The sequence below is a fragment of the Agromyces flavus genome (assembly GCF_900104685.1).
GTDB lineage: Bacteria > Actinomycetota > Actinomycetes > Actinomycetales > Microbacteriaceae > Agromyces > Agromyces flavus.
The window spans coordinates 1909940-1928604 of record NZ_LT629755.1; the positions used below are offsets into that span (position 1 = coordinate 1909940).

The following is an 18665-nucleotide window of genomic DNA, read 5'->3' on the forward strand; positions in this document are numbered from 1 at the left end:
AGGCACAGCACGTAGAGTCCCGCGAACGCGACCGCGGCGCCGCGCACGGCCAGGCGGGTGAACGTGGCGGCCGCGAGCGCCGCGATGGCGCCGTAGAGCAGCGCCATCATCGCCACGCCCGCGCCGTCGACGAGGTAGGCCGACTGTTCGATCGCGGTGGGGACCGTCTGCGCCCCGAAGACGACGCCGAATGCGCCGAGTGCGCGTCCGGAGACGATCTCGACCTGCGCACGGCTCACCGCTCCGCGGCGCGACGCGAGCCGGCTCGCGCGCCAGTCAGGCCCGGCCATCACCGGCCTCGGCGTCGAGCCCCGGCAGGATGCCGTCCTCCACCGCCCGGCGCAGCAGGTCGACCTTCGTGGGCGCCGGGCGCCCGACCTCGACGTACTTGGCCCGGATGCGGTCGAGGTACTCGCGAGCGGTGGAATGCGCGATCCCGAGCTGCTGGGCGACGAGCTTCAGCGGCAGCCCCGAGGCGTACAGGTGCAGCACGTCGCGTTCGCGCCGACCGAGCTGCGCCTTCGCGAAGTCGCGGTCGGCCTCGATCGCGCTCGCCCATTCGACGTTGTTGAGCGCCTCGCCGCGCGCCACCGTCGCGATGGCCGCGATCACGGCCGAGGTCGGCGACGACTTCGGGATCACCCCGGCCGCGCCCGCAGCGAGCGCCTCGCGGACCGCGGCGACGCGATCGGCGATGCTGTGCACGAGCACCTGACTGCCCGAGGCGAGGACGCTGCGTACGTTGTCGGTCACGCTCGATCCGTCGCCGAGCGAGAGGTCGAGCAGCACCACCCGCGGAGGCTCGCTGCCCGGATCCTCGAAGGCCGCGAGCAGGGTGGGCACGTCGGCGGTGTCGGCGACGACGTCGTAGCCGGCGTCGCGGCATGCGGCCCGCAGGCCGAGGCGCACGGCCTCGTGGTCGTCGACGATGGCGACGGTCGTCGCGCCGCGGCCCCCATCGGACTGCTCCGTCACTCGGCCACCCCCGTCATCCGGCTTCCGTCGTCTGGTTCCGTGCTGGTCCTCACACGATAGCGGCCAGTCGCGCGACCGCCTCGACGTGGTGCGTGTCCGGGAAGAGGTCGAAGGCGCGGAGCGCCTCGAGCTCGTACCCGTGGGCGCGGAACAGCCCGACATCCCGTGCCAGCGCGACGGGGTCGCAGGCGACGTAGACGACCTGGGCGGGCCGCAGCGCGGCGAGCCGGTCGACGACGGCCCGACCCGCGCCGGACCGCGGCGGGTCGAGCACGACGGTCGCCCCGCGCAGGCCCCGCGTCGCGGCATCCGGCGCCGCCGCCAGTTCGTCGAGGTAGCGGTCGACCCGTGCCGTCACGGCGCGAGCGCCCACCCAGTCGGCGAGGTTCGCGCCCGCGTGCTCGGTGGCTCCGGCGTCGGCCTCGACGGTGGTGATCCGCACGCCCGACCCGAATCGATCGCCCACGGCGGCGGCGAGCAGGCCGACGCCGCCGTAGAGGTCCTGGTTGTCGGCGGCGGGATCGAAGCGATCGGGGTCGACGAGGTCCTGCACGGCGGCCGTCAACGTCGCTGCCGCGCCGACGTGCACCTGCCAGAAGCCGTCGCGGTCGACCGTGAAGCGCCGTTCGCCGACGCGCTCGGTGATCGTCGGCGCCGCATCGCGTCGGCTGCGGTGGTCGCCGGGCGAGCGGACGATCAGCTGGGGGTCGCCGTCGGCCGGGGCGACGAGGTCGACGGCGGTGGCGCCCTCGAGCGTGCGTGCGATCGGTGCGATGGCCTGGATGGCGGGCGCCGCGAGCGGCAGCGAGGCGACCGGCACCACGGTGTGGCTGCGCGCCGCGTACGGACCCACGGTGCCGTCGGGCGCGACGTGGAGTCGCACGCGAGTGCGCCATCCGGTGCCGGCCTCGGGGTCGACGCCCGGCGCGACGGCGGGATCGACGGGCTCGACCGCGGCCTCCGCCTCGACTCCGCCCATGCGCCGCAGTGCATCGCGCAGCACGTCGGCCTTGAGCTCGCGCTGCCTGGCCATCGCGATGTGGCCGAACTCGGCGCCGCCGGCACGCTGCTCCGGGGCCCGGTCGACGGATGCCTCGGCCCAGGGGTGCTCGCGGCGATCGGGCGAGGCGCGCAGCACCGAGATCGTCTCGGCGCGCCAGAACCGCTCGCGTCCCGCGTCCACGACCTGCGCCGCCACGCGCTCGCCCGGGATGGCGTCGGCGACGAAGACGACCCGGCCCTCGTGCCGGGCGACCGCGACGCCGCCGTGCGCGATGCGCTCGACCTCGAGGTCGAGGACGGGTCCCGGCGCAGCGGGCCGGGCCGAGCCGCCTCGGCGGTGGCCGCGGGCCGGGCGGCGACGACGACGATCCTGTGCCATGACCCGAGCATCGCACACGGCGCGACCGGCAGGATGGGGGGATGCGCCTCTACCTCGCCTCCACCTCGCCCGCACGTCGGCAGCTCCTGCGGCAGGCGGGCGTCGAGCCGCTGCTCGTCGCACCCGCGGTCGACGAGGAAGCGGCGGTGACGGCGCACGAGGCAGAGCACGGCCCGCTCTCGCCCGACGAGCTCGTGCAGCTCCTCGCGCGGCGCAAGGCCGAGGCGATCGTGGGCCGCGACGTGGACGGCCGGCCGATCGACGGGCTCGTGCTCGGCGGCGACTCCGCCTTCCTGGTCGGCGGCGAGCTGCACGGCAAGCCGCACCGGCCCGAGGTCGCACGCGCGCGCTGGGCCGGGCAGAACGGGCGATCGGGCGTGCTGTGGTCGGGCCACTGGCTCATCGACCATCGCGACGGGGCGCCTCGGGCCGCGGTTGGCCGTCCCGCGTCGGCGGTGGTGGAGTTCGCCCGGCTCGACGACGCCGAGATCGACGCCTACGTCGCCACGGGCGAGCCGCTCGCGGTCGCTGGCGCGTTCACGGTCGACAGCCTCGGCGGGCCGTTCATCCGGTCCGTGACCGGCGATCCCTCGACGGTGGTGGGACTCTCCCTGTCGACGCTGCGCGAACTCGTCCGCGAGTTGGGCGTCCGGTGGACGGATCTCTGGGACTTGCGCTGAAGCGTCGAATCGGAGCCCGACCAGCCGGAACACGCGGAGCGGCATCCGATCATTGTTCGCGAACGACACGCTCCCCCGGCTTTTTTGTCGACCGCGCCCAAAGGCGGCTGGGAATCCGCCAATAGGCTTGGGGATCATGCGTCGCATCACCAAGGTCCTCATCGCCAACCGTGGCGAGATCGCCGTCCGCGTCATCCGCGCGGCTCGCGACGCGGGCATCGCTTCGGTCGCCGTCTACGCCGACCAGGACCGCGATGCCCGCCACGTCAAGCTCGCCGACCAGGCGTACGCGCTCGACGGCACGACGAGTGCCGAGACGTACCTCGTCATCGACAAGCTCCTCTCCGTCGCCCGCCGCTCCGGCGCCGACGCCGTGCACCCCGGGTACGGCTTCCTGGCCGAGAACCCCGACTTCGCCCGCGCCGTCATCGCTGCCGGCCTCGTGTGGATCGGGCCGTCGCCCGAGGCGATCGAGCGCCTCGGCGACAAGGTCTCCGCCCGGCACGTCGCCGAGAAGGTCGGCGCGCCCCTCGCACCAGGCACGCTCAACCCGGTGGCGGATGCCGCGGAGGTGCTCGACTTCGTCGACGAGCACGGCCTGCCGGTCGCCATCAAGGCCGCATTCGGCGGCGGCGGCCGCGGACTCAAGGTCGCCCGCACGCGTGAGGAGGTGCCCGAGCTCTTCGAGTCGGCCACGCGCGAGGCGGTCGCCGCGTTCGGCCGCGGCGAGTGCTTCGTCGAGAAGTACCTCGACAAGCCCCGCCACGTCGAGACCCAGTGCCTCGCCGACGAGCACGGCAACGTCGTCGTCGTCTCGACGCGCGACTGCTCGCTGCAGCGGCGGCACCAGAAGCTCGTCGAGGAGGCGCCCGCGCCGTTCCTCACCGAGGAGCAGAACCGGCTCCTGTACGACGCGTCGAAGGCCATCCTCAAAGAGGTCGGCTACGTCGGCGCGGGCACATGCGAGTTCCTCATCGGCCAGGACGGCACGGTCTCCTTCCTCGAGGTGAACACGCGCCTCCAGGTCGAGCACCCCGTCTCCGAAGAGGTCACCGGGCTCGACCTCGTCCGCGAGCAGTTCCGGCTCGCCGAGGGCGGCGTCCTCGACTACCCCGACCCCGAGACCACGGGCCACTCGATCGAGTTCCGCATCAACGGCGAGGACCCGGGTCGCAACTTCCTCCCCGCACCCGGACCCATCCACCAGCTGCGCTTCCCCGGGGGCCCCGGCGTGCGCGTCGACTCGGGTGTCACGAGCGGCGACGAGATCTCGGGCGCGTTCGACTCGCTGCTCGCCAAGCTGATCGTCACGGGCGCGACTCGCAAGGACGCCCTCGAGCGCGCTCGTCGCGCGCTCGACGAGTTCGAGGTCGCCGGACTGCCGACGGTGCTCCCCTTCCATCGCGACATCGTGGCCCACCCCGCGTTCGCTCCGACCAACGGGCAGCCGTTCTCGGTCTACACGCGCTGGATCGAGACCGAGTACGACAACCGCCTCGAACCGTGGACCGGTGAGCTCGAGGAGGCCAAGGGCCCGGCGGCTCGCACGAGCGTCGTGGTCGAGGTCGACGGCCGCCGCGTCGAGGTGTCGCTGCCGAAGCGCCTCGCCGGCGCGACCTCCGCGTCGGCGACCGCCGGACCCGCGCCGCGCCGGCGCGCGGTGCACCACTCGGTCGACACCTCGACGGGCGACGCGGTCACCGCGCCCATGCAGGCGACGGTCGTCAAGGTCGCCGTCGCCGAGGGCGACAAGGTCGTCAAGGGCGACCTCGTGCTCGTGCTCGAGGCGATGAAGATGGAGCAGCCCATCGTCGCCCACAAGGACGGCGTCATCGGGCTGGTCAACGCCGAGCCCGGTGCGACCGTGTCCAGCGGCCACCTGCTCCTGTCGATCGCCGACGCGCCCGCCGCCTGACGGGCGTAGCGGCGTCGCGCCGACGGCCTCGGCGCGCGCGGCTCAGCCGAACGGCGGAGCGCCCTGCGGCGTGGGGAGCTCGACCTCGCTGACCTCCTCGCCCACGCGCGAGCGTCGGCGGCCGTAGAGCAGGTAGATCACGACGCCGATGGCGAGCCACACGAGGAACCGCACCCAGGTGAGCGTCGTGAGGTTGAGCATCAGCCAGAAGCAGAGGACCGCCGACAGGATCGGCAGCACGGGCGACCACGGCACCCGGAAGCCGCGCGGCAGGTCGGGCCGGGTGCGACGAAGCACCACGATGCCGAGGCTCACGAGCACGAAGGCCGAGAGCGTGCCGATGTTGATCATCTCCTCGAGCAGCCCGACGTCGGTGAAGGCCGCGACGAGCGCCACGATGGTGCCGCCGATGATCTGGATGCGCGCCGGCGTCTTGGTGTGGTGCGTCGTCACCGACAGCCACCGCGGGAGCAGGCCGTCACGGCTCAGGGCGAACACGATGCGCGAGAGCCCGAGGAGCAGCACCATGATCACGGTCGTCAGTCCGGCGAGCGCGCCGACCGAGATGACCGCTGACGCCCATTCCTGGCCGACGAGCCGGAATGCCGTGGCGAGCGAGGGCGCCTCCTCCTTCGCGAGCTCCTGGTACGACACCATCCCGGTCATCACGATCGAGACGAGCACGTAGAGCGCCGTCACGATGCCGAGTCCGAGGAAGATGCCGCGCGGCAGGCGCTTCTGCGGCTCGCGGACCTCCTCGGCGCTCGTCGCGACGACGTCGAAGCCGATGAAGGCGAAGAAGACGAGCGAGGCGGCGGCGAGCATGCCGAACACGCCGTACTGCGCGGGCGCCGCGCCGGTGGCCCACGAGAACAGGGACTGCGTCCACACGTCGGCCGAGCCGCCCTCGGTCGGGACGGGTTCGGGGATGAACGGCGTGAAGTTCGCGGCGTTGAGGAAGAAGAACCCGACCACGATCACGAACAGCACGATCGCGACCTTGATGAGCGTGAACACCCAGCCCACGCGGGACGTGAGCTTCGTTCCGGCCACGAGCAGCGCGGTGAACACCGCGACGACGAGGAACGCCGGCCAGCTGACCTCGATCCCGCCGAGGTCGAGCGTCGCGGGGAACGGCACTCCGAACGCCAGCAGCGCCTCGCCGAGGTACACGCCCCAGTACTTCGCGATCACGGCGGCGCCGGTGAACATCTCGAGGATGAGGTCCCAGCCGATGATCCAGGCGAGCAGCTCGCCCATCGTCGCGTACGTGAACGTGTAGGCGCTGCCGGCGACCGGCACGGTCGACGCGAACTCCGCGTAGCACATGATCGCGAGCCCGCAGGTGATGGCGGCGAGGATGAACGAGACGATCACGCTCGGCCCGGCGAAGTTCGCCGCCGCGTTGGCGCCGACCGAGAAGATGCCCGCGCCGACCGCGACCGCGATCCCCATGAGCGCCAGGTCCCACGTGCCGAGCGACCGCTTGAGGCTGCGCTCCTCATCACCTGAATCGGCGATCGTCGCCTCGACGGACTTCACGCGCCAGTCCATGAGCCTCCCCCTCTCACGCGCCGTCGGCGTCGAGGCGCACAAGGGTCAGCGTACGACGTGCATGGCCCTCGCGGCATCCGTCAGCGAACCCGACAAGGACGGATAGACCGGGAAGGCCTCGGCGAACTGGTCGACGGTGAGCCGGTGCTCGACCGCGAGCGCGAGCGGGAAGATCAGCTCGGACGCCTTCGGGGCGACGATCACGCCGCCGATGATCGCGCCGGATCCGGCGGAGGCGAACAGCTTCACGAAGCCGTCTCGGATGCCCATCATCTTGGCGCGCGGGTTCGACGAGAGCGGCAGCTTGTACACGGCTCCGGGCACGACGCCCTCGTCGATCTCCTTCTCGGTCCAGCCGACCGTCGCGATCTCGGGCTGCGTGAAGATGTTCGAGGTGATGTTGCGATTCTCGGGCGGGTTGACGATGTCGCCCATGGCGTGGAACACCGCGGTGCGGCCCTGCATCGACGCCACCGATGCGAGCGGCAGGAACGTCGTGCAGTCGCCCGCCGCGTAGATGTTCGGCATCGAGGTGCGCGCGACCCGATTGACGCGGATGTGCCCCGACTCGGCAAGCTGCACGCCCGCCTCCTCGAGGCCGAGGTCGCGCGTGTTCGGCACCGACCCGACCGCCATGAGGCAGTGCGAGCCGCGCACCTCGCGCCCGTCGGTCAGGGTCGCCACGACGCCGTCGGCGTCGGCGACCACCGACTCGGCGCGGGACTTGTTCATGACCTTCATGCCGTTGCGCTTGAAGACCTTCTCGATGACGGATGCCGCGTCGGCATCCTCGCCCGGGAGCACCTGGTCGCGGCTCGAGATGAGCGTGACCTTCGCGCCGAGCGCCCGATAGGCCGACGCGAACTCGGCGCCGGTGACGCCCGAGCCGACGACGATGAGGTGCTCGGGCACCTGCGTGAGGTGATAGAGCTGCGTCCACGTGAGGATGCGCTCGCCATCGGGCACGGCGGTGGGCAGCACGCGCGGCGTCGCGCCCGTCGAGATGACGAGCGTGTCGGCCTCGATGCGGTCGAAGTCGGTGCCGCCCTTCGCGGTCGAGACGATGATCGCGTTCGGCCCGTCGAGCCGGCCCTCGCCCTGCACGAGGTGCACGCCGGCCTCGATGAGGTTCGAGCGCATGTCCTCGGACTGCTGGGCCGCGAGCCCGAGGAGCCGCTTGTTCACGGCCTGGAGGTTGATCGCGACCTGCGGCTTGACGGCCTTCTCGTGGTCGCCCTTCGCGTAGAACTGCACGCCGAGGTCGGCGGCCTCCTTGACCGCGTTCGACGCCTCGGCGGTCGCGATGAGCGACTTCGACGGCACGACGTCGGTGAGCACCGCGGAGCCGCCGACGCCGGCCCGCTCGACGAGCGTGACCTCGGCGCCGAGCTGTGCGGCCGCGAGCGCGGCCTCGTAGCCGCCCGGTCCACCTCCGAGTACGGCGATCCGCTGCGTGCGCTCGAACTCGGTGTGAGACATGCGGACCATTCTTCCGCACGCGCGACCGCACGCGCGAACGCGGCCGAGCGGTCGGATGGCGCGCGCACGCGAGCACGCCGGTGCGCACGCCGTCCCGCGGCATCCGACCGATGCGTACCATGATGGGATGCAGCAGCAGAACCCGCTCGACGACCCCGCCGCCGACCCGTTCGCCGTCGCTCGCGACGCCGCCGCCCGCATCGCGGAGCTCACCGGCGTCGAGCGGCACGACCTCGCCCTCACGCTCGGATCGGGCTGGGGCGCCGCGGCCGAACTGATCGGCGAGACGACCCACACGATCCCCGCGACCGAGGTGCCCGGCTTCTCGAAGCCCGCGCTCGAGGGACACGTCGGCACGCTCCGCTCGGTCGCCCTGCCGAACGGCAAGCGCGCGCTCGTGATCGGCGCGCGCACGCACTACTACGAGGGACACGGCGTGCGCCGGGTCGTGCACTCGGTGCGCACCGCGGCGGCCGCCGGCGCCACGACCATGATCCTCACCAACGGCGCCGGCGGCATCAAGGAGCACTGGACGCCGGGCACGCCCGTGCTCATCAGCGACCACATCAACCTCACGGGCGACTCGCCGCTCGAGGGCGCGACGTTCGTCGACCTGACCGACCTGTATTCGGCACGGCTGCGCGGCGTCGCGAAGCAGATCGACCCCTCGCTCGAAGAGGGCGTGTACGTGCAGTTCCGCGGGCCGCACTACGAGACGCCGGCCGAGGTGCAGATGGCCAAGACCATCGGCGGGCACATCGTCGGCATGTCGACCGCGCTCGAGGCCATCGCGGCGCGGCAGGCCGGCATGGAGGTGCTCGGGATGTCGCTCATCACCAACCTCGCGGCCGGGATCCAGACGACGCCGCTCAGCCACGAGGAGGTCATCGAGGCCGGCCGCAACGCCGAGGCGGCCATCTCCGACCTGCTCGCGAAGGTCGTCGCGGCCATCTAGCCGCGGTCCGCACCCGGCCCTCGCGGCGCGACGACGCGCCGCCGCATCGAGAGAGAGAAGGCAACGGATGCCGCAGTCCACCGACGCCGACCGCATCGCCCTCGCCGAGGCCTGGATGGCCCAGGACCCCGACCCCGAGACCCGCGACGAGCTCGCCGCCATCGTCGAGGGCGCGCGGTCGGGCGACGCCGCCGCGGCCGCCGACCTCGCCGATCGCTTCGACAGCCGGCTCGCGTTCGGCACCGCGGGGCTGCGCGGCGAGATCGCCGCCGGTCCCAACCGGATGAACCGCGTGCTCGTGTCCCAGGGCGCCGCGGGCCTCGCGGCCTACCTGCTCGAGCGTGCGACGGACGGCACGACGCCCTCGGTCGTCGTCGGCTACGACGGCCGACGCAACTCCCAGGCGTTCGCCCGCGACGTCGCCGAGGTCATGGCGGGCGCGGGCGTGCGCGCCATCCTGCTGCCCCGGCTGCTGCCCACTCCCGTGCTCGCCTTCGCGGTCCGGCACCTCGGCACGAGCGCCGGGGTCATGATCACGGCCTCGCACAACCCGCCGAACGACAACGGAATGAAGGTGTACCTCGGCGGCGAGGATGCCGGATCGCAGATCGTGGCGCCGGCCGACGCCGAGATCGCGGCGCACATCTCGCGGGTCGCCGAGGGCACGACCGTGCCCGAGCTGCCGCGCGGCGCATTCGAGACCGCACCCGAGTCGGTCGTCGACGCGTACGTGGCCGAGACGGCGGCCATCGCCGGCCCCCCGCCGGCGCAGCCGCGCGTCGTCTACACGGCCATGCACGGGGTGGGCTGGGAGACCATGCGGCGCGTGCTCGAGACCGCGGGCTTCGACGTCCCCACACTCGTCTCGGCGCAGATCGAGCCCGACGGCCGGTTCCCGACCGTGACGTTCCCGAATCCCGAGGAACCGGGCGCCATGGACCTCTCCTTCGAGGCGGCCCGCGAGGCGGGCGCCGACCTCGTCATCGCGAACGACCCCGACGCCGACCGGCTCGCGATCGCGATCCCCGACCCCTCGGCCGAGGGGGGCTACCGCAGGCTGACTGGCAACGAGGTCGGGCTGCTGCTCGGCTGGCTGGTCGCACAGCAGGTGACCGGGGCGGATGCCGCGGCGCCGGCGGCGGACGGCGGCGGCACGCGGGGCACGCTCGCGTGTTCGATCGTCTCCTCCCCCGGCCTCGAGGTCGTGGCGCGCGCGCACGGACTCGACTTCGCCGCGACGCTCACGGGCTTCAAGTGGATCTCGCGGGCGCCGGGCCTCGTGTTCGGCTTCGAGGAGGCGCTCGGCTACCTCGTGAATCCCGCGACGCTGCGCGACAAGGACGGCATCTCGGCAGGCGTGGCGTTCCTGTCGCTCGCGGCCGCCGCCGCGGCCGATGGCCGCACGGTCGCCGATCTGCTCGACGAGTTCGTCGAGCGGTTCGGCGCGTTCGCCTCGTCTCAGGTGTCGATCCGCGTGACCGACCTCTCTCGCATCGCCGGCGTCATGGCGCGGCTGCGGGCGCAGCCCCCGGCCGAGGTGGGCGGGGTCCGCGTGGAGCGGATCGACGACCTCGCGCGCGGCGTCGACGGGCTCCCGCCGTCCGACGTGCTGCGCATCCGGCTCGATGGCGGCGCGCGGGTCATGGTCCGACCGAGCGGCACCGAGCCGAAGCTCAAGGTCTACATCGACGCGGCGTCCGCCGAGGGGACGGTGGCCGAACGGCGTGCCGCCGCCTCCGACATGGTCGCTCGACTCGAAGCGGGCATGCGCGAGCTCGTCGCCTGAGCCCGAGTCGCCTCAGCCGAGCGACGCGTCGAGCTTGCGGCCGATCTCCTCGACGTCGAAGTAGTTCTCGACCTCGACGATCTCGGACCAGGTCCGGCCGAGCGCGGCGCGCACCCGGTCGGCCAGCTCGGTCGAGGTGAGCACGACCTGCGCGTCGGCCGCGGCGTCGGCGATGCCCGCGAGATCACTCGCCGTCACGTCGGCCGAGAGCCCGAGCCGGTCGAGCGCGCGTTCCGCGTTCGCCTTCAGGATGGCCGACGTGCCGACGCCGAGCCCGCACACCGCGACGATCCTCATGAGGCCGCCCCCGTGCCATCCGTCGCCTCGCGGCGCGCCTCAGCGCCCTCGTCGAACACGGCGATCACGTCGGCCGCGGAGCGCGCACCGGCGAGCCGGTCGATGGCCGACCGCTCGTTGAAGACGTTCGCCAGGCCCGCCACGCTGGCCACGTGCTCCTCGGCGTTCGAGACCGCGAGTCCGACGACCACGCGCACCGGGTCGTTGTGCGGATGGCCGAACGCCACGGGCTCGGCGAGGGTGACGACCGCGAGCCCGCTGCGCACGACGTCAGGTCCCGGTCGCGCGTGCGCGAGCGCCAGGCCGGGCGCGATGACGATGTACGCGCCGAACTCCTCGAGCACCGCGATCATGCGGTCGGCGTAGCCCTCGCGCGTCGCGCCGGATCGGGCCAGCCCCCGCCCGGCCTCTCGGACGGCGGCACGCCAGTCGTCTGCGCGAGCGGCCAGGATCACGGCATCGTCGGGGAGCGGGGGAAGCGTCATGCGATCGGAATCGGGTCAGGCCTCGTCGAAGCCGTCCTGGATCTGCTCGACCAGGTCCTCGCGGTCGTCGAGAGGCAGGAACGCGGCCGCGGCGGCGTTCAGCTGGAACGTCTCGAGGTCGTCGAGGTCGTAGCCGAAGGCGTCGACGAGCAGCGCCAGCTCACGGGTGAGGCTCGTGGACGACTGCAGGCGGTTGTCGGTGTTGACGGTGACACGGAAGCCGAGCTGGTAGAGCAGGTCGAACGGGTGGTCGACGAGTTCGTCACCCCACCGCGCGATCGCGCCGGTCTGCAGATTCGACGACGGGCTCGTCTCGAGCGCGATCTCGCGGTCGCGAACCCACTGCGCGACCGGACCGAGCGAGACGTAGGTGTTCTCGTCGTCCTGGCGCTCGATGGTCAGGTCCTCGGCGAGGCGGACGCCGTGGCCCAGGCGCAGGGCCCGGCCGTCGAACAGTGCGCTGCGGATGGACTCGAGGCCGTCGCCCTCGCCGGCGTGCACGGTGACGGGGAGGAACCGCGTGGCGAGGTAGTCGAAGGCCGTGCGGTGCCGGCTGGCGGGGAACCCGGCCTCGGCTCCCGCGATGTCGAAGCCGACGACGCCGCGATCGCGATGGCGAACCGCGAGCTCGGCGATCTCGAGCCCGCGGTCGGCGTGGCGCATGGCCGTCACGAGCTGCCCCACGCGGATGCGACCGCCTTGCCGACGCACCTCGTCGACGCCCTCGTCGAGACCGGCCTGCACGGCCTCGACGGTCTCGTCGAGCGAGAGCCCGCGCGTGAGGTGCTGTTCGGGCGCCCAGCGCACCTCGCCGTAGATCACGCCGTCCTCGGCGAGGTCGAGCACGAACTCGCGGGCGACTCGGGCCAAGCCGTCGCGCGTCTGCATGACCGCGGTCGTCAGGTCGAACGTCTTGAGGTACTCGACGAGCGAACCCGAGTTCGACTGCTCGGCGAACCAGGTGCCGAGCGCCTCGGCGTCGGCCGCGGGCACCTCGTGGCCGATCTCGTCGGCGAGTTCGATCAGGGTCTGCGGCCGCAGGCCGCCGTCGAGGTGATCGTGCAACGAGATCTTGGGCAGCGACCGGATGTCGGTGCCGTCCCCCTCGAGCCGGTAGTCGGTCGCGTGCGTGTCCACCCCACCACGATAGCGGCGCGCGCCTCGCCCGGCGTGGCCATTTCGCGCGGCGTCAGCGGCCGATGCGGTCGGCGATGAGGGGGCCGCCGTCCTGGATCTCGTCGCCGGGCTCGCCGATCGTCCACGCGCCCTCGACGGCCTCGAGGGCGCGTGCGAAGCGCTCGGGCTCATCGGCGTGGAGCGTGAACAGCGGCTCGCCCTTGCGGACCGCATCGCCGGGCTTGGCGTGCAGGTCGATGCCGGCGGCGTGCTGGACCGGGTCCTCCTTGCGTGCCCGCCCGGCGCCCAGGCGCCATGCCCCGATGCCGAACGGCAGCGCCTCCTGCCGGACGAGCACGCCGTCGCGTTCGGCCACCACCACGTGCTGCTCCCGCGCCGTCGGCAGCGGCGCGTCGGGGTCGCCGCCCTGCGCGCGGATGGCCGCACGCCAGGTGTCCATCGCGCGACCGTCGTCGAGCGCGGCCTCGACGTCCACGTCGGCCTGCCCGGCGAGCGCGAGCATCTCGCGCGCGAGTTCGACGGTCAGCTCGCGGATGTCTGCAGGCCCGCCGCCCGCGAGGACCTCGACGGACTCGCGCACCTCGTTGGCGTTGCCGATGGTGAGTCCGAGCGGGACGTTCATGTTCGTGAGCAGCGCCGACGTCGCCACGCCCGCATCCTCGCCGAGCTCGACCATGGTGCGAGCGAGCTCGCGAGAGCGCTCGATGTCCTGCAGGAACGCGCCCGAGCCGAACTTCACGTCGAGCACCAGCGCCCCCGTGCCCTCGGCGATCTTCTTCGACATGATCGACGAGGCGATGAGCGGGATGGCCTCGACGGTCCCCGTGATGTCGCGGAGCGCGTACAGCTTCTTGTCGGCGGGGGCGAGGCCCGCGCCCGCCGCGCAGATCACGCCGCCGACGTCGCGCAGCTGCGCGAACATCTCGTCGTTCGACAGCTCGGCGCGCCATCCGGGGATGGACTCGAGCTTGTCGAGTGTGCCGCCCGTGTGGCCGAGACCGCGGCCCGACAGCTGCGGCACGGCGACGCCGAAGGACGCCACGAGCGGCATCAGGGGCAGCGTGATCTTGTCGCCCACGCCGCCCGTCGAGTGCTTGTCGGTCGTGGGCTTGCCGAGGCCGGAGAAGTCCATGCGCTCGCCCGAGGCGATCATCGCCATGGTCATGTCGCGGATCTCGCGGCGCGTCATGCCGTTGAGGAAGATCGCCATGGTCATGGCCGACATCTGCTCGTCGGCGACGTATCCCCGGGTGTACGCGTCGACGAGCCAGCCGATCTGCTCGGTCGACAGCTCGCCGCGATCGCGCTTCGTGCGGATCAGGTCGACGGCGTCGAAGGCCTCGACCGCGCTCATGCGGACTCCCCTCGGAACTCGGCGAGCTGTCGCGGACCGAACGCGTCGGGCAGCACCTCGTCGATGGTCTTCAGTCCCGACACGGTCTCGAGGATCATGCCGTCGGCCGAGTGCTCGAAGAGCAGCTGGCGGCACCGGCCGCAGGGCATGAGCACGTTCCCGTGGCCGTCGACGCACGTGAACGCCGTGAGCCGGCCGCCGCCCGACATGACCAGGGCGGAGACCAGCGAGCATTCGGCGCACAGCGTGACGCCGTAGGAGGCGTTCTCGACGTTGCATCCGCTCACGATGCGGCCGTCGTCGGCGATGGCTGCCGCGCCGACGGGGAACTGAGAGTACGGGACGTACGCCTTCGCCATCGCCTCGCGGGCGATCTCGCGGAGGTGGTCCCAGTCGATCGCGTGCTGGGCGGTCATGGTGCTCCTCGGGTCAGGACTTGATGTACGGCTTGCCGTCGGCCGCGGGCGCCCGCGACTTCCCGACCAGGCCGGCGACGGCGAAGATGGTCACGACGTACGGCAGCATGAGCATGAACTCGCTCGGCACGGGCGAACCGATGACCGACAACGTGTTCTGCAGGTTCGATGCGAAGCCGAACAGCAGCGCCGCGAGGGTCGCCTTGATCGGATCCCACTGGCCGAAGATGACGGCGGCGAGCGCGATGAAGCCCGCGCCCGCGGTCATCTCCTTGTTGAAGGCGATGCCCGAGCCGATCGTGAAGAACGTGCCGCCGAGGCCGGCGATCGCGCCCGCGAGCGCCACGTTCCAGAACCGGGTGCGGTTGACGTTGATGCCGACGGTGTCGGCCGCCTGCGGGTGCTCGCCCACCGCGCGGACCCGCAGGCCCCACTTGGTGTGGAACAGGCCGACGTAGACCAGCGCGACCGCGATGTACATGAGGTACACGATGATCGTCTGCCGGAACAGGACGGGTCCGATGATCGGGATCTCGCTGAGGATCGGGATGGGCAGCCGCTCGAACCGCTGGCCGGTGTTGTTGAGCTCGGCGGCGTTCGGGGCGAGCACCTGCGAGAAGAAGAAGCTCGTGAGGCCCACCACGAGCACGTTGAGCACCACGCCCACGATGACCTGGTCGACGAAGTACTTGATCGCGAAGGCCGCGAGCACCATCCCGACGAGCATGCCGGCGACCATGGCCGCCACGGTGCCCGCGATGAGGCCGAGCCAGGACTGGCCGGTCGACGTCGACACGATCGAGCAGACGACGGCCGCGGTGAAGGCGCCCGCGAGGAGCTGGCCCTCGATCGCGATGTTGACGACGCCGGCACGCTCGCCGATGACGCCGGCCAGCGAGCCGAAGATCAGCGGGACCGCGAGGCTCAGCGAGCCGAAGAGCAGGCCGATCATCGGCAGCGATGCACCCGCGCCGGCCCAGGTCAGGAAGCCGAACATGAACAGGATCGCGTAGACGACGACCAGCCAGAGCGGCACGCGGCGCTTCTGCGAGACGAGCCACGCCGAGTACGCCGTGGCGATCGCGAGCAGGATCACGACGGTCCACAGCGCGGGCATCGCGGGGACGACGAGCTCTGGGAGCTGGATGACGTCGTTGGCCGTCGAGAGCCGATAGGTGGTCGTGCCGCCGGATCGCGGTGCGAACACGGCGAAGGCGAGCAGCACGAGCGTGAAGATGCCGAAGGCGATGGGCGCCTTCCAGCTCGTCACGACCGTCGTGTCGAGCGACGCGGACTGCGGGGCCACGGGGGCGTTCGCCAGTGAGCTGGTCACTTCGCCACCACCTCCTTCGGGGTCACGCGCGTGGGTCGCTTGCGGCGGTCGGGGTCGGGCAGTCGGAAGATCGTGCGCACGAGCGGCGGCGCGGCGATGAAGAGCACGATGAGCGACTGCACCACGAGCACGATCTCGATCGGCACGCCCTCGGCGGCCTGCATGGCGAAGCCGCCGGCCTTGAACGCGCCGAAGAGGATGCCGGCCGCGAAGGTGCCCCACGGCGTCGAGCGGCCGAGCAGTGCCACGGTGATCGCGTCGAAGCCGATGCCGGCGTCGATGCCGGCCGTGAAACCGCTCGTCACGGTGCCGAGCACCTGGCTCACGCCGGCGAGGCCCAGGAGCGCGCCCGAGATGAGCATCGCGTAGACGTACATGCCCTTGACGTTGATGCCGGCCACGCGCGCCGCGTTGGGGTTGATGCCGACGGCGCGGAATTTGAACCCCAGGCTGGAGCGGCTCAGGATCCACCAGACGACCACGGTCGCGATCACCGCGAGGATGAACCCGAAGTGCAGGTTGTACTGGTCGCCCAGCAGCGCGGGGAAGACCGCCGTCTCCTTCATCGCGGGCGTCTTGGGGTTCGACGACCCCGGCGCCTGCAGGAGGCCGGGCGTTCGGAGCAGCCACGACACGAGGTAGAAGGCCACGTAGTTCAGCATGATCGTCACGATCACCTCGTGGGCGCCGGTGCGCGCCTTGAGAACACCGGCGATGCCGGCCCAGAGGGCGCCGCCCACGAGTCCGCCGACGAGGGCCACGAGCATGTGGATGCCCCAGGGCAGGTCGAAGCCGAATGCGAGCCATCCCGCCACCGACGCGGCGATGAGCATCTGGCCGCGTCCACCGATGTTGAACATGCCGACGCGGAACGCGAGCGCCACGCCGAGGCCACCCGCGATCAGCGGCGTCGCGAAGGTCAGCGTCTCGGTGAGCGGGCGGATGCCGTCGATGAAGTTGTCGCGCCGGAAGTTGTAGACCGCACCCTGGAACAGCGCCGAGTAAGCGCCCGACACGGAATCCCAGACCGCGATGAGCGTGTCGGTCGGACGCGCGAAGAAGTAGACGCTCGTCTCCTGGACGCGCTCGTCGGTGAAGGCGATCATGATCGCGCCGACCAGCAGCGCGAGCAGGACCGCGAGCACGGAGATGATGGCGTTGCCCGTCGCGATGTCGCGCAGGGTCGTGTGCCAGCGGGACGGCGGCGGCACCTCGGCGCCTTCGGGCGTCGGCGTGACGCCGGGGCCGGCGACCGGGGCCGCGGCGGGCTCCTCGGACACGGCGCCGGGTTCTTCGAGGACGACGTCGATGTCGAGGTCGGGCTCGTCGGCGCGGGGCGCGTCGCCCCGCGGGTCCTGGGGGTCGCTCATGCGGCCGCTCCTTCTGCGGGGGTTTCGCCGGCCATCATGAGGCCGAGGACGTCGCGGGGCGTGTTGCCGGGGACGATCCCGACGATGCGACCCCGGTACATGACCATGATCCGGTCGGCGAGCGCCTCGACCTCGTCGAGCTCGGTCGAGACGACGAGCACCGGGACACCGGCGTCGCGCGCCTCGACGATGCGCTTGTGGATGAACTCGATCGAGCCGACGTCGACGCCGCGGGTGGGCTGGGCGGCGACGAGCAGGCGCAGGTCGCGGCTCAACTCGCGCGCGAGCACGACCTTCTGCTGGTTGCCGCCCGAGAGCCGGCTCGCCCAGACGTCGATGCCCTGCGTGCGGATGTCGAACTCGCGCACCTTCTCGCGCGCGAACTCGGCCAGCGCACCGCGCTGGAGGTTGCCGGCCCGCACGAACGGCGGACTCTCGCTCCGGTTCAGCATCAGGTTCTCGGCGATCGTGAACTCGCCGACCAGGCCGTCCTCGTTGCGGTCCTCGGGCACGAAGCCCACGCCGGATTCGAGGATGCGGCGCACGCTGGCTCCGACGAGCTCGACGCCCTCGAGGCGGACCGTGCCCTCGACGCGTTCCTGCAGGCCGAGCAGCGCCTCGGTGAGCTCGGTCTGGCCGTTGCCCTGGACGCCCGCGACGGCGAGGATCTCGCCCCGACGCACCTCGAAGCTCACGTCGTTGACGACGAGGTGACCGAGCGGGTCGATCACGGTGAGGCCGTCGACCACGAGCGAGGGCTCGCCGAGCGTCGGCTCCTCCTTGTGGACCTTCAGCTCGACCGTGCGACCGACCATGAGGGAGGCCAGCTCGGCGTTCGACGCGGTGGGGGACGCCTCGCCGACGACCTTGCCGAGGCGGATGACCGTGATGCGGTCGGCGACCTCGCGTACCTCGCGCAGCTTGTGCGTGATGAACACGATGGACGTGCCCGACTCCTTGAGCTGGCGCATGATGCCCATCAGCTCGTCGGTCTCCTGCGGCGTGAGCACGGCCGTGGGCTCGTCGAAGACGAGCACGCGCGCGTCGCGGGAGAGCGCCTTGATGATCTCGACGCGCTGCTGGACGCCGACGGGGAGGTCTTCGACCAGCGCGTCGGGATCGACGTGGAAGCCGAATCGCTTCGAGATCTCGGTAACCTTCTCGCGGGCCGCCGCGAGGTCGAGCAACCCGCCGGTGCGGGTGGACTCGTTGCCGAGCATGACGTTCTCGGCCACCGTGAACACGGGGATGAGCATGAAGTGCTGGTGCACCATGCCGATGCCAGCGGCCATCGCGTCACCCGGTCCGGCGAAGTGCTGCACCTCGCCGTCGAGGAGCACCTCGCCCTCGTCGGCTTGGTACAGGCCGTAGAGCACGTTCATCAGCGTCGACTTGCCCGCGCCGTTCTCGCCGAGGAGGCAGTGGATCTCTCCAGCCTCCACGGTGAGGTCGATGTGGTCGTTGGCGACCAGGCTGCCGAAGCGCTTCGTGATGCCGCGAAGTTCGAGCTTCATGTCCCCGATCCTAGTGAGCGCGCTGCATCTGTTG

16 protein-coding genes are annotated in these 18665 nt (G+C 71.7%); 4 read left to right on the plus strand and 12 right to left on the minus strand.

The features are described from left to right. Window positions 1-276: 276 nt before the first annotated feature. Together BLT99_RS08995 and BLT99_RS09000 are read right to left on the minus strand one after the other, a co-directional pair. Window positions 277-975, minus strand: coding sequence for a response regulator transcription factor (locus BLT99_RS08995; protein ID WP_229724740.1), 699 nt, complete (start codon window positions 973-975; stop codon window positions 277-279). 49 nt (window positions 976-1024) lie between these two features. After that, a complete protein-coding gene (locus BLT99_RS09000; RefSeq protein WP_133988576.1) occupies window positions 1025-2356 on the minus strand; it encodes a class I SAM-dependent RNA methyltransferase in 1332 nt (443 codons plus the stop codon). Between the two features lie 41 nt (window positions 2357-2397). Here BLT99_RS09000 and BLT99_RS09005 point away from each other — a divergent pair, with 41 nt between their 5' ends. Further along, window positions 2398-3036: a Maf family protein gene (locus tag BLT99_RS09005; RefSeq protein ID WP_092671251.1), complete on the plus strand. Its 639-nt coding sequence runs from the start codon at window positions 2398-2400 to the stop codon at window positions 3034-3036. 136 nt (window positions 3037-3172) lie between these two features. Next, window positions 3173-4951 carry an acetyl/propionyl/methylcrotonyl-CoA carboxylase subunit alpha gene (locus BLT99_RS09010; protein WP_092671254.1) on the plus strand — a complete coding sequence of 593 codons (1779 nt, stop codon included), beginning with the start codon at window positions 3173-3175 and terminating at the stop codon, window positions 4949-4951. A 42-nt stretch (window positions 4952-4993) separates the two neighbouring features. Here the strand turns inward: BLT99_RS09010 and BLT99_RS09015 are convergent, their stop codons facing one another. Both BLT99_RS09015 and BLT99_RS09020 read right to left on the minus strand, forming a co-directional pair. After that, window positions 4994-6505, minus strand: coding sequence for an APC family permease (locus BLT99_RS09015; protein WP_092671257.1), 1512 nt, complete (start codon window positions 6503-6505; stop codon window positions 4994-4996). Window positions 6506-6550: 45 nt separating this feature from the next. Next, entirely contained in the window at window positions 6551-7993 is a 1443-nt protein-coding gene (locus tag BLT99_RS09020) for an NAD(P)H-quinone dehydrogenase (RefSeq protein WP_371874233.1), read from the minus strand. Between the two features lie 118 nt (window positions 7994-8111). Here BLT99_RS09020 and BLT99_RS09025 point away from each other — a divergent pair, with 118 nt between their 5' ends. Both BLT99_RS09025 and BLT99_RS09030 read left to right on the plus strand, forming a co-directional pair. After that, complete coding sequence (locus BLT99_RS09025) at window positions 8112-8939, plus strand: purine-nucleoside phosphorylase (protein WP_092675952.1); 828 nt, start codon at window positions 8112-8114, stop codon at window positions 8937-8939. Window positions 8940-9006: 67 nt separating this feature from the next. After that, window positions 9007-10725, plus strand: coding sequence for a phospho-sugar mutase (locus BLT99_RS09030; RefSeq protein ID WP_092671263.1), 1719 nt, complete (start codon window positions 9007-9009; stop codon window positions 10723-10725). A gap of 12 nt (window positions 10726-10737) precedes the next feature. Here the strand turns inward: BLT99_RS09030 and BLT99_RS09035 are convergent, their stop codons facing one another. From BLT99_RS09035 to BLT99_RS09070, 8 genes are read right to left on the minus strand one after another with little or no spacing between them, the layout of a single operon-like run. Next, on the minus strand, window positions 10738-11022 hold the full coding sequence (locus tag BLT99_RS09035) for a PTS sugar transporter subunit IIB (RefSeq protein WP_092671267.1): 285 nt from the start codon (window positions 11020-11022) through the stop codon (window positions 10738-10740). After that, on the minus strand, window positions 11019-11507 hold the full coding sequence (locus BLT99_RS09040; RefSeq protein WP_092671270.1) for a PTS sugar transporter subunit IIA: 489 nt from the start codon (window positions 11505-11507) through the stop codon (window positions 11019-11021). Before BLT99_RS09040 ends, BLT99_RS09035 begins: the two co-directional genes overlap by 4 nt. Before the next feature lie 15 nt (window positions 11508-11522). Beyond that, a complete protein-coding gene (locus BLT99_RS09045; RefSeq protein ID WP_092671273.1) occupies window positions 11523-12644 on the minus strand; it encodes an adenosine deaminase in 1122 nt (373 codons plus the stop codon). Window positions 12645-12696: 52 nt separating this feature from the next. Continuing rightward, window positions 12697-13998, minus strand: a complete 1302-nt coding sequence (locus BLT99_RS09050; protein ID WP_092671276.1) for a thymidine phosphorylase — start codon at window positions 13996-13998, stop codon at window positions 12697-12699. Continuing rightward, a complete protein-coding gene (locus tag BLT99_RS09055; RefSeq protein ID WP_092671279.1) occupies window positions 13995-14414 on the minus strand; it encodes a cytidine deaminase in 420 nt (139 codons plus the stop codon). Before BLT99_RS09055 ends, BLT99_RS09050 begins: the two co-directional genes overlap by 4 nt. Window positions 14415-14427: 13 nt before the next feature. Further along, a complete protein-coding gene (locus BLT99_RS09060; protein ID WP_092671282.1) occupies window positions 14428-15747 on the minus strand; it encodes an ABC transporter permease in 1320 nt (439 codons plus the stop codon). Further along, window positions 15744-17117, minus strand: a complete 1374-nt coding sequence (locus BLT99_RS09065) for an ABC transporter permease (protein WP_229724739.1) — start codon at window positions 17115-17117, stop codon at window positions 15744-15746. The genes BLT99_RS09060 and BLT99_RS09065 overlap by 4 nt, the downstream gene beginning before the upstream one ends. Beyond that, the gene (locus BLT99_RS09070) at window positions 17114-18631 is read right to left on the minus strand and encodes an ABC transporter ATP-binding protein (protein WP_092671285.1); all 1518 of its coding nucleotides are present in this window, start codon (window positions 18629-18631) and stop codon (window positions 17114-17116) included. The genes BLT99_RS09065 and BLT99_RS09070 overlap by 4 nt, the downstream gene beginning before the upstream one ends. Window positions 18632-18665 lie beyond the last annotated feature (34 nt).